The organism is Paenibacillus sp. P4_E11, from assembly GCF_056401635.1.
The window spans coordinates 41177-53340 of sequence record NZ_JBFUIX010000027.1 but is presented as its reverse complement, the minus strand read 5'-3'; the positions used below and the strand labels follow the sequence as shown (position 1 = coordinate 53340).

The following is a 12164-nucleotide window of genomic DNA, read 5'->3' as shown; positions in this document are numbered from 1 at the left end:
GGAGGAGACTATCCATGTTCGACAGGTTTGAGCAGGAGTTTGAGTTGTTTTTGAAAGAACAGCAGCGTACAGCGAAGGGGCAAAGACTGGAGCTATTGAAGAAAGATTTAATTGGTGAGAAAAAATTGCTGCGAGAGATCATTTGGCCGGTGCTGAAATCGTTCCGCGGTATAATTCTGGAGTATGAGCTCGTCAGCGCATCGGGAGTAAAAATCTACATTGATATCTTCTACGAACCACTCGGGCTTGCTTTTGAGAGCGAGGGATACGTGGCGCATGCTGAGAATATCACTCGAGACCGCTTCAGTTTCGAACGGGCACGTGTACGCACGATCGCCATGTATGGGTACAAGTATATTCCATTCTCTTGGGATGAGCTGAATAAAAAACCGGATGCCTGTCAATGAGTCGTATATGAATTGCTAGGTCGATATTCCGCGGTGCAAGGGAAGGCTAACACAGAACTGACAGTGTACGAACGTGAAGTGATCCGCTATGCCTTGCGTTTAAATCGACCCTTTCGTCTAAAAGATGTGGGCTCCTGGTTGAATATGGAACACGAAGCTAACCGCAACGTGCTGCGCAACCTAATGGAGATGCGCCTAATCCGACCCTTGGACAAGGGCAATCAGCGTTATCACGAATATGTTCTGGAAGAGAAGGCACTGGATTATTGGTTGTGATCGACGGCCACCAGTGGGCGAAGTATACGAATACCTCCTGCGCTCCACATCAACTGCACAATGTTCTTTGGTAGGCGATGGGGTAGGAGTTGGTACATACGTACAAAAAATAAGAGGCTGCTCCCCAGCTTCATTAGCCGGAACCAGCCTCTTATGATCCAAATTTATACTTACACTTCACCAAAGATGCCCATGCTCAAATACCGCTCGCCGGTGTCCGGCGCGATGCATAGTACCCGCTTGCCAGGGCCAAGGCGACGCGCCGCCTGTAGCCCGGTCCAGACCGAAGCCCCGGCCGATGGGCCGACGAGGATGCCTTCCTTCGTAGCGAGATCGCGAGCCGTCTGGATCGCGTCCTCGTCAGCGACCTGAATAATGCGGTCGTAGACCGAAGTGTTCAGGATCGCCGGAACGAAACCCGGGCTCGTGCCGACCAGCTTGTGCGGGCCTGGTTGTCCACCGGACAGCACAGGCGAGCCCTTCGGCTCGACGACGAGTATCTCGATGCCGGGAATAAGCTCGCGCAACACCTCACCGGTGCCGGTAATCGTACCGCCTGTCCCCGAGGTGGCGACGAACACATCCAACCGCCCTTCCATCTGCTCATAGATTTCGCGAGCGGTCGTTGTGCGGTGAATGTCCGGGTTCGCCGGATTCTCGAACTGCTGCGGAATGAAGCTGCCAGGGATCAGATCACGCAACTCCTCCGCCTTGCGGATCGCGCCAGGCATCCGTTCTGCAGCAGGAGTCAGCACCACTTCCGCACCATATGCTTTCAAGATGTTGATGCGTTCCTTCGTAGAATTGTCTGGCATGACCATGATTGCCTTGTAGCCTTTGGCAGCGGCGTTCATCGCAAGTCCTATACCGGTGTTCCCACTCGTCGGCTCGATAATCGTAGCCCCCGGCTGGAGCTGACCATCCTGCTCCGCACGTGCAATCAAATTAAAAGCCGCGCGGTCTTTCACGCTGCGGCTAGGATTGAAATATTCCAGCTTCACAACCACTTCCGCATCCTGCTTCCCAACGATTCGGTTCAGCCTTACTGCAGGCGTGTCCCCGATCAGCTCGGTAACATCATTCACCATTCTTCGGTTCATAAGACCGCCCTCTCCCATCTCCCATGAAGTAACACCTACATTATATCACACCACTTGAGTGTGTACCTCTGTAAGTTTATCGGAATTCACTTGATTGTCTTGGGCACAAGGTTGCTTCTCATGAACCACCAGGCGAGCAAGGGAGAACTTCCGATCCCGAGCAGCAGCCAGTTGAGCGACAATGGCGATGCACCGGTAAGAGAGACTACAAGAATGAACAATAACGTACCCGCCATCCTCCCGATATTCAACCCCACTTCCCGCATGACCACATACTCAACACGCTGTCTGGCGCTTTCTTCATCCTTACCGATCAAATCGAACACAGAAGAAGTCATAGGAATGATATAGAACGGGATGAACAGAGCCGTTCCTATACCGAATATTAACAAAGTCTTATAGCTGATTGACCAGAAAAAAGGCACAATAACGGCGATCATCGCGACAACCCCGACCAGCATGCTCCATTTGCGATACCGCGGTTTGATAAATCGGCCTACGATCATGAAGCTCACGAGCGCCAACGCGGATGTGATTAAGGAGAAGTTGCCGATATTCATCTCGCTCTGCGTTGCGATGTAGATCAAGAGTCCAATGATGAAGCCGAATACGCCTTCCCTCATCCCTTGACCAATTAAAGCCACGAACACTTTGCGCCACGGCCCTTCACTTGCCACCAATGCGCGATAGCCGAGCAACCACTCGTATGACCCTTCTACCTTGCGTTTTTTGAGAAAAAAACTAACGATTACACCGAGCAAGAATACCCCTAACGAGACCGCGAAAATCCAACGGTAGCCTGTATTGCCTGTCAACCGTGAAATGACGAATCCCGAAATCCAGGGAGCAATCATTCCCGCACCAGACCCGAGTAAACCAGCCCAACCGTTAAACCGATCCCGGTTTTGAGCGTCCGTAATCTCGAAATACACCACATTGAACGCCAACCAATAAAAGCCTGAAGCCAGTCCTTGCACCATACCCAGAGGGACGATCCAATCGACCGCTGATCGTTCCAGCCATAGGACGAGTAAGTAGAAAACCGCGGATATAACGACACCCAGCCGCAGAGCATTCATCTTGTTGCCTTCCTTCACCCACTTGCCCGCCAACCAAAACGTTATGGCCATCGTTACTTGGCTGGAGAAAGCGAACCAGCCGATCAGCGCGAAATCGTTCTTCACCTTCCATATGTACACATTGACGAACGTTCCCGATAAAGCATTGGCTACCGCGAACAACCCGTTCACAAGGAGCAGCAGCCATGCTTGGCTGTTCAGATGAGCGCGCGGTTTGCGGGGTTGAGGCGCAGCGGAATGATCATTTTCATTCCATCGCTCGGAATTCATTGCATTCATCCAAGAGCGGTTTTTCGTATGCATGAAGATCACCTATGTTCTGTTCGAATTGCCAGCCATTCGGCGACTTCTTATAACGTTCCCCACTTTGACCGAATCATGCTAAAGTTACCCCACAAAGTGACGCGAAACCTTTGCAGCTTATTCCTATTACTTTGCGGGGACCCCGTATCTTTACCCCACAAAGTGACACGAATCTCCGTTGCATATTCCGATTACTTTGCGGGGACCCGTATCTTTTACCCTACCACTTACCCCAGCAGATCACTGCTTCCCACTGATCCGGAATGCCGTAATCTCCGGGCGGCTGCCGATCCGAATAGGGAGATGCACGTTACCCAACCCCCGGTTAATGTAGAACCAGCGCTTGCCTTCTATGCTGCGCAAGCCGACATGATAACGTCGGTAGGACCCGTAGCTCCACCCGAACAGATTGATCTGCCCGCCATGTGTATGACCAGCCAGCAGCAGATCGTAATCAATGGCGTTGCGCTTCAGAAAGCTAACAATACTCGGCGAATGTCCGAGCGCAACGGAGTATAAAGTTTTCTTAGATCTTGGAATGTGGAATGGCTTCTCGTTTCCGTAAAACGAATTATCAAATCCACTGATGGCGACACGACCACCGTTCGTCTGTACCACAGCATATTCATTCTCCAGTACGACGATTCCCGCTAATCCGAGCTTGCGCTTCGTCTCCTCGTATTGCTCACGGCTATAGAATCGTTTGCGGAGGAGCGAATATTCGTACCATTCGTGATTGCCGGGGATGAAATAAATATGGTTGCAGTGTATACGTTCAAGCTCGCGGATCACCTTGGGTAGTTGCTCTAGCCGGTTCGTCAAATCGCCTGTCACACATACAATGTCGGGGTTCATCCGGTTCACGATGCGGCTAATTCCCCCATTCAGAAATCGGGTCCTGCCATGAAGATCAGACAACTGGACAATCGTAACCTCGCCTCCGAGCTGGGAATCGAGCGTAATCTGTCTCCGCTCCACTATCCAGGTCTGGTAGACGAAATAGACTAACACAACAATCGCAACTCCTACAATACTAAGAACTCCTACAAATGTCATGTTGTGCGCTCCTCTCCTGTCGTGTCAAGCACACTAACGAATGGGAATCCTACAAGGATAAACGCCTAACGGCGTCCTTTGACGCCTTGCGTTTGCCGAGACAATGAACAATCAGCGAAGTTATACTTTCTGAATTGTCAAAAAAAACAGCCGACCCGTCGTAACGTTCGGCTGTCTAGCGATCAAGCTTGTCCTCAATGATCCGGATTACCCAGATCGGTTAGTTGCTGCACAAATTTCATTCTTGCGAGGTCCGTCAGCTTCGTCTCCACACGGAAGCACGTCGGGCAGACGAAAGCATCCAACTCCAGCTTACCACCTAGCAGGGGAGGTTGCAGCTCAGACATACCCTCCGGGAGCTTCGCAAGGCCTGCAGGCTCCAGTGTTCCCATATGCAGCATCTCAACTCCACATACGCCGCAATCCGTATACACGTCCTGCCGGTCCATCAAATGCCGGGAGGCCGCCTCGTACGAAGATATCGTGTACAAGTCATCCGATCCCAAGGCTGTAGAAGCAGATGACTCCACTGGGCTCTCGACTGTGACTTCATCTTCGTCTTCTTCCTCATCCACATAAGCTCCGTTCTCGTCGTCTGTGCCTAGCACATTCACACTACGATAATCGGACAGCTCGTTTAGGCAATGCGGACATTGTTCCTCCGGACCCAATTCCTCGTCCCACACGATCTCGGTCTGGCACCAGGGACAAATCGCGTTCTGCGAATCGTTCATGCCCTCAGCCCTCCCTTTACTCACGTTATTTCATTAAATAGTACACGCCAATGCCGAAAAAAACAAGCGCAAGGGCGAACAGGGTTCCCCATAAATACTTCATCTCATTATGTCACACTCGCTCCAATTACATAAGATAAACCAACCGATAAGACCATCGATAACAACCCAACCGCTTTGTTGTCCTTCTCGATTTCCTCATCGATCTTGAACACGGGAGTCAGGAATTCGAATATAAAATAAGTGACCAGCAGCAACACAAAACCAAAGCTAGCCCAAATTAAGGAGTGCAGAATCGTATCGTTGTTCAGAATAGCAAATCGGAATATGTTGCAAATCCCGAATATCTTCCCGCCGAGTGCCATGGCAACTGAGATATTCCCCTTCTTAATCTCGGCCCAATCGTTGTAACGGGTTACAAACTCGAATATAGCCAAAAACACGACAAGAGCCAATATAGCCACAGAGAAAAAAGCTAGCGTTTCCAAATACGGGTTCGCCATTAACACATCCACTTCCTCAACCATCGATTATCAGCCGTCCTTTCTCAACAACACCCCGCACCCACTAGGAGAAGGCGATCCGGGGACCCCGAAAGGCAAAACAAAACAAGAGTTAAATGGCTGAAGAGACCGGAAAAGCAACGCTTTCCGCGGTCTCTCTGCAACCATTATAGCACATTCAAATACAGATATTACGATTACGCTTTGTTATTTTTTGCTGCCAGCTTAGCCCGCAGCGCCGCCATCTCGTCTTCCACGCCGCCTGTCTTGTCGAGCTGGCTCAGCTCATCATCAAGGGATCGGTTGGAAGAACGGATTTCACTGCTCGCTTCGGCTTCCGCTTCCAGCTGCAGCACCTTCTCGCTCATACGATCGAAGCCTTTGGCTGCATTATCGGTGCCGAATCCAGACATAGCCTGGTTGATCGTCTTCTGCGCCTTAGCCGCCTCTGCACGTGCTACCAGTAGATCTTTCTTGGACTTCATCTTGTTGAATTCGTCCTTCATTTCATCCAGTTGATTGCGAAGACGATCTGCGTTAGTCTTGGCAATCGTATGCTGATTGGTGAATTCATCGAGCTTCGCTTGTTGTTCCTTCTTGTCTTGCAGCGCACGGCGAGCGAGATCCTCGTTACCTTGTTCCAGCGCCTTAAGAGCTTGTTCCTCACGGCGAGAAACCAAATCCTGAGATTCTTCAACTTGCTGCTTGAATTTCTTCTCAATGGCGATTTGCTTCGCGACTGCGGCTTCTGCTTCCAGAATATCTTCTTCCATATCACGCAGAAACTGGTTCAGCATCTTGACTGGATCTTCCGCTTTGTCCAGCAAGTCATTGATCGATGCCATTGTCATATCACGTAATCTCTTAAATACTCCCATTGTTCATTTCCTCCCGCATATAGTGGTTTATGGTTGAAATCGTCATCCTTAACATCATCCGGCTTGCAAGCACGTTGATCGTTACCGTTACATCCATTTCATACGCATTACAGCTCAGACGGTTTCATTCCTTATGATGAAATCATAAAAATGTTATTTCAATTCGACCACAGTCACACCTACGCCGCCTTCACCGTAATTGCCAAGACGGAAGCTCTTCACATGCTTATGCTTGCGGAAGTACTCTTGCAACCCTGTACGTAACACACCCGTTCCCTTGCCATGGATGATGAAAACTTGTCCCAGATTGTTCAGGAAGCTCTCATCCAGGAACTGGTCGGTGTCTACAATCGCTTCTTCCAGATTGGAGCCCCGCAAGTCCAGTTCCATCCGAACATTGTCGTCGCGGGTGCGCTTGACTGTCGCCGCTACTTGCTGTACCGGCTTGGCGGGTGCGGACTTGATCAGTTCCAACTGATCAAGCCTCACCTTCATCTTCATAATTCCAAGCTGAACCATCGCTTCCTTGTCATTGACCAATTCCACGACGTGCCCCTTCTGATTCAGGTGGACGACCTTCACCTCGTCGCCCGCCTCCACCGCCTCAGCCTTCCGCATCGCATCGGCGCGCTGGGGTTGCTTGTCGCGCAGCTCGGGCACGGCCTGATCGAGACGCCGCTTGGCGTCGATCAGCTTGTGCTCCTTCACCGCGCCGCGCTCCTCCAGCGCCAGTCGCCGCAGCTCGCGGACGACCTCGTCGGCCTCCGCTCGCGCCTTGGCGACGGCATCGCGCGCGTCTTGCTCCGCGCGGGCGAGCAGCTTGTCGCGCTGCTCATGGAAGCGCTGCTGCTCGTCCGCGAGCTGCCGCCGCAGCTTATCCGCCTCGCCGCGCAGCTGCTCGGCATTGCGGCGCTCCGCCTCAGCGGTCGCGCGATTCGCCTCTAGCGAGGCGATCATCGACTCGACGCGGAGGTCGTCCTCGCCCACTTGCCCGCGCGCCGTCTCGATGATCCGGCGCGGCAGGCCGAGCCGTTCAGCAATGGCGAACGCATTGCTTCGCCCCGGCACACCGACGAGCAGCCGATATGTCGGACTTAGCGTCTGTACATTAAATTCCATACTGGCATTAATAATTCCTTTTCGTTCGAACGCATAAGCCTTTAACTCACTATAATGAGTCGTCGCAATCGTGCGGCAGCCTAACTGATGAATGTCTTCGAGCATCGCGATGGCAAGCGCAGAGCCCTCAGAAGGGTCGGTCCCGGCCCCCAACTCATCAAGCAGGACAAGGCTCTTGGGTGTCATATCCCTCAAGATGCTTATAATATTCGTCATATGACTGGAGAATGTACTCAAGTTTTGTTCAATACTTTGCTCGTCACCAATGTCCGCGAAGATCGAATCGAACACACACATCTGGCTGTCGTCCTCGGCAGGTATGAACAGGCCTGACATCGCCATCAGACTGAGCAGACCAACGGTTTTGAGCGAGACCGTCTTCCCCCCGGTATTCGGACCGGTCACGATGATGGTCGAGAACTGATTCCCCAGCTCCAGATCGAGCGGTACGACTGCTGTAGGGGAAATGAGGGGATGGCGGCCTTTCTTGATCTTGATGAAGCCGCGATCGTTCATGATCGGCCATGTGGCTTTCAACTCGCGAGCAAGACCCGCCTTGGCGAATATGAAATCGAGTTCGGCCAACGCTTCGACCGTGTATCGAAACTCCTCGGCAACCTCAGCTACAATGTCGGTTAGACGCAGCAAAATCTTTTCGATTTCCTTTTCTTCCCGCATCTTGAGCTCGCGCAGCTTATTGTTCAAGGTGACGACAGCTTCCGGTTCAATGAACAAGGTAGCGCCAGAAGCAGATTGATCATGAATAATGCCGCCGAAGTGACTGCGGTATTCCGATTTGACGGGAATGACATAGCGGTCGTTGCGAATCGTAATGAGCGAATCCTGAAGCATCTTCTGAACCGAGGAAGTGCGGATCATCTGCTCCAGCTTGTCGCGAGCTCGCGATTCACTTGTGCGCAGCTCATGTCGAATTCTGGCAAGCTCCGGACTGGCGCTATCCATCACTTCGGCTGACTCATCAATACAAGCCCGAATCGCTTGATCCACTTCGCTATGGTCACCGACCGTCTCGCATACCTCGACAAGACTTGGGATCGGGTCGCCTTCATGCACGGTCTGAATATACCGCTTCAATCTACGCCCGCCTGACGCCGTGTTGGCAATGTCCAGTAGCTCAGCAGTGTTCAGCATGCCTCCGATACGAGCTCGCTGCAAGGCAGGCTTGACATCGCGGATTCCACCGAACGGAGCGCCGCCCTTCAACCGGTCGACCTTTACAGATTCATCCGTAGCTTGCAACAGCCGCTTCACCGTCTCTAGGTCAGAGCTCGGCTGCAACGCTTCAGCAAGTGCTTTTCCAAGCGACGTTGCGGCATGCTCCATAAGCTTCCTTGTTATTTTGGCAAACTCCAATGTATGTAAAATTTTCGTATTCACTGTAGGACCCCTCCTGAGTTGCAAAACCCTTTCTTCTCCTTATTATTATAGCCGAACTGATTGATGATTTGCTATTCCCCGACTTCCTTCTATAAGGTAAAAAGCCCTTAGAAGCGCATGGTAATCACTTTTTCGGGACTGCTAATTTTTAAATATAACTGTTTTTGCCGACATGTGGGACTAATACTTCCGCCGAATTAGCAAACAATAATCGCGAACGGAAATAACCAAAATACTTGAAGGAGGATACATCATGCATTTCCTGGGTCATCTTGTCCGTTTGGTTGTGGCCACAATCGTCTTGATGGTGGTTGGCTGGATTGTACCGGCTTTCAGCATCGGCGGGTTCTGGAGCGCATTCTTCCTGGCTCTTGTCATTGCCGTGGTCGGCTGGATTATTGAGGGCATCTTCGGCAAACGTATTACCCCGTTCGGGCGAGGAATCGTCGGATTTGTCGCTAGCGCCGCGATTATCTGGTTCGCCCAATTCATCGTGAGCGGAGTGTCCGTATCTATGATTGGTGCCATCCTGGCTGCCTTGGTCATCGGGATTATCGACCTGTTCATTCCAGTCAGTACGCCATTCGATGCAACGAAGAGAGAGAAGAACGCTACCTAGGCACCAAATCTTGATGCTTACAAGTCTGTCCAACTAACTGGGCAGGCTTTTTTTTCGTTGCAGCCAATAAATTCACAACACTGTCACGTCCTCCGCTGCCGCAATAGTGTACAATGAATTAGGCAGTCATCATTTTCCAATAAACGGAGGGTTTTTTGATGAAAAAGATTATCGTAGCAATTATGGCACTAACTGTTATTTTCACGATCGCAGCATGCAGCAAGAAAGAAGAAGTCAAGCCATCCGCAACACCTACACCAGCAGCTTCTCCAGGGGCTGTAGCAACACCAGCATCCGGGTCAGCTAAAGAATTGAAAATCACAGCAACCAACTGGAAATTCGATCAGGCCGAATATAAAGTAAAAGCAGGCGAAACTTACAAAGTAACACTAGCCAGCACGGACGGCGCACACGGTGTTAAAGCATCTGGTATCAATCTTGAAGTCGGCACGAACAAAACCGTCGAATACAAATTCGAAAAAGCCGGCACTTACGATATTCAATGCAGCATTCCATGCGGTGCTGATCATGGTAAGATGAAAGCCAAAATTGTAGTAGAATAAGCGGTTAATGAAAAGAGCAGCCTAATTATAGGCTGCTCTTTTGTATTTGGGAAAACTCATTACTGTACCTCACTTAACACCTGCTCCAGCCCTTCCGGACGCATCGCCTTCAATTGCTTTTCATACAGCTCACGATATAATCCACCTGACTGTAACAGCTGCACATGAGTACCTGATTCGACGATTTCGCCATGGTCAATTACGATAATTTGATCCGCCCTTACGACAGTGGCGAGTCTGTGGGCAATCACGAATGTGGTGCGGTTATCCATCAGATTGTTCAACGCTTCCGTTACAAGAGCTTCCGATTCGGCATCCAGGGCTGATGTTGCTTCGTCTAGTATTAGAATTCGCGGATTTTTGAGCAAGGCCCGGGCGATGGCAAGCCGCTGCTTTTGTCCACCCGACAGTCTCATGCCGCGTTCACCCAGTACCGTGTCGTAACCCTTCTCCCATTCGATAATGAAGGCGTGTGCGTTCGCTGAACCAGCCGCCTCATGCACTTCCTGCATCGTTGCATCTGGTCGACCATACGCGATATTCTCATAAACTGTTCCCGAGAACAGAACATTGTCCTGAAGCACGATCGCTATATGTTTCCGCAAATCATGAATGTCATATTCCTTAATATTCCGGCCGTCCAAATAAACGGCACCCTCATCCACATCGTAAAAGCGGGGAATGAAGTTGATCAATGTCGATTTACCCGCTCCGCTCGGACCAACCAAAGCTATGACTTGTCCAGGTTTGGCATGAAAGCTGATGTTCTGAAGAGCTACCCTCGTTTCGATCGAAGTTGGGAGAGGATCCGGTTTGGTCTTGGGTGGCAGCCAATAAAAGTTTTTGGGTGGTCTCTGCCGCTCGACGATGTCCGGATCGTATCCCTTCTTATCCTTGGGCACAGGCAACTCTGTTACATAAGTGAACGCAACCTGATCAAAGCGTATATCGCCCCTGCATTGCACCAACGGCAAGGGATCTTCCACGTTCTTAACGTCAGGCTCGATGTCCAGCACCTCGAAGATGCGTTCTATATTCGTCATCGCATTCTGAATCGTTATATTCACTTCTGCGAAGCGTTGAATGGGACCATACAGCTGACCCAAATAAGCGTTGAAGGCAATCAGGGATCCAATCGTCAATTCACCCTTCATTACGAAAAAACCGCCGACCGCCCACGTGATCAACGTCCCCGAATATCCGACCGCCTGACTGATCCGACCCAGCGTGTTCGAGAGAAGCTGCGCGGTCAAGGCATGATGGACATGCTGATCCGTCTGCTTATCGAATCGTTCCAGCTCTGTCTGTTCGCGATTGAAGGACTGGACGATCTTCATGCCTGATATGCGTTCCACCAGCACCCCCGATATGCGCTCCATCTGACGGTTGACCGACCGGGAAGCAAAGCGAATTCGCACGTTCAGGTTCGTAAATGTTAAGTAATAGATCGGCAGTATCCACAACGACATTAAAGCAAGCTTCCAGTTCAACGAGAATAAGAAAAAGGCAGCAAAAATGACCATAATCATATCGAAAGCTACATTGATAACATTCGATCCGATCAAGTTCTGCGCCCCGTTGACATCATTGATAACCCTAGATAGAATACTTCCTACTTGCCTGCTGTCGTAAAACCGTTGTGACAAGCTCTGGATATGCTCATACAGCTGCCTGCGAATTCCTGCAACCATGCGGTTTCCAAGACGAGATGTCAGGTTGTTGCGTATGAACGTTACGACTACACTCATCGTATAGATTGTCGCAAATATCAATACGATCTGCTTCAACGTCCATTCGGAATTCGACTGTCCCAGCACGTCGTCGATCATGATCTTGGTCAGCCACGGGCCTGTTAATGGGACGATGAATTGAAGCAATCCGAGCACCACAATCGCTACGATATAGTACCTGTAAGGCTTGACGAATTGCAAATATCGACGCACTAGCTGCTTGTTTCGTCCCATCGTCTTGTTGGAATCCTGCGAATGATTCACACCCTCACTCCCCCTTTACACGATAACCGTATCCACCATTGGTATTTGGCAATTCATATTATAGGAGGGTTGATGTGAATTTGGTGTGTAGGAATAGAAAAAACCCGGCCTGGAGCCGGGTCCTTCATGCGTGGA

Annotated in this window: 12 protein-coding genes; 4 read left to right on the top strand and 8 right to left on the bottom strand. The window is 50.7% G+C overall.

Annotated features, from left to right (window positions below):
- Positions 1-14 precede the first annotated feature (14 nt).
- Complete coding sequence (locus tag AC1DWB_RS13035) at positions 15-407, top strand: hypothetical protein (RefSeq protein WP_477541501.1); 393 nt, start codon at positions 15-17, stop codon at positions 405-407.
- A 138-nt stretch (positions 408-545) separates the two neighbouring features.
- Complete coding sequence (locus AC1DWB_RS13030) at positions 546-683, top strand: hypothetical protein (protein WP_477541500.1); 138 nt, start codon at positions 546-548, stop codon at positions 681-683.
- A gap of 170 nt (positions 684-853) precedes the next feature.
- Here AC1DWB_RS13030 and cysK read toward each other — a convergent pair whose 3' ends face one another.
- From cysK to AC1DWB_RS12995, 7 genes are all read right to left on the bottom strand, one after another.
- A complete protein-coding gene (gene cysK, locus AC1DWB_RS13025; RefSeq protein WP_477541499.1) occupies positions 854-1783 on the bottom strand; it encodes a cysteine synthase A in 930 nt (309 codons plus the stop codon).
- 86 nt (positions 1784-1869) lie between these two features.
- Entirely contained in the window at positions 1870-3165 is a 1296-nt protein-coding gene (locus AC1DWB_RS13020; RefSeq protein WP_477541498.1) for an MFS transporter, read from the bottom strand.
- A gap of 240 nt (positions 3166-3405) precedes the next feature.
- Positions 3406-4221, bottom strand: coding sequence for a metallophosphoesterase (locus AC1DWB_RS13015; RefSeq protein WP_477541497.1), 816 nt, complete (start codon positions 4219-4221; stop codon positions 3406-3408).
- Positions 4222-4415: 194 nt separating this feature from the next.
- On the bottom strand, positions 4416-4955 hold the full coding sequence (locus AC1DWB_RS13010; RefSeq protein ID WP_477541496.1) for a hypothetical protein: 540 nt from the start codon (positions 4953-4955) through the stop codon (positions 4416-4418).
- A gap of 107 nt (positions 4956-5062) precedes the next feature.
- Entirely contained in the window at positions 5063-5482 is a 420-nt protein-coding gene (locus tag AC1DWB_RS13005; RefSeq protein ID WP_477541495.1) for a DUF350 domain-containing protein, read from the bottom strand.
- A 173-nt stretch (positions 5483-5655) separates the two neighbouring features.
- Complete coding sequence (locus AC1DWB_RS13000; protein WP_477541494.1) at positions 5656-6336, bottom strand: PspA/IM30 family protein; 681 nt, start codon at positions 6334-6336, stop codon at positions 5656-5658.
- Between the two features lie 153 nt (positions 6337-6489).
- The gene (locus tag AC1DWB_RS12995) at positions 6490-8853 is read right to left on the bottom strand and encodes an endonuclease MutS2 (protein WP_477541493.1); all 2364 of its coding nucleotides are present in this window, start codon (positions 8851-8853) and stop codon (positions 6490-6492) included.
- Positions 8854-9106: 253 nt separating this feature from the next.
- Here AC1DWB_RS12995 and AC1DWB_RS12990 point away from each other — a divergent pair, with 253 nt between their 5' ends.
- Positions 9107-9472 (top strand): phage holin family protein, encoded by a 366-nt coding sequence (locus tag AC1DWB_RS12990; RefSeq protein WP_477541492.1) that lies wholly within the window; start codon positions 9107-9109, stop codon positions 9470-9472.
- A 158-nt stretch (positions 9473-9630) separates the two neighbouring features.
- Positions 9631-10035 (top strand): cupredoxin domain-containing protein, encoded by a 405-nt coding sequence (locus AC1DWB_RS12985; RefSeq protein ID WP_477541491.1) that lies wholly within the window; start codon positions 9631-9633, stop codon positions 10033-10035.
- A 59-nt stretch (positions 10036-10094) separates the two neighbouring features.
- On the opposite strand, the gene AC1DWB_RS12980 is transcribed toward AC1DWB_RS12985, so the two are convergent.
- Entirely contained in the window at positions 10095-12029 is a 1935-nt protein-coding gene (locus AC1DWB_RS12980; RefSeq protein ID WP_477541490.1) for an ABC transporter ATP-binding protein, read from the bottom strand.
- Positions 12030-12164: the final 135 nt, after the last annotated feature.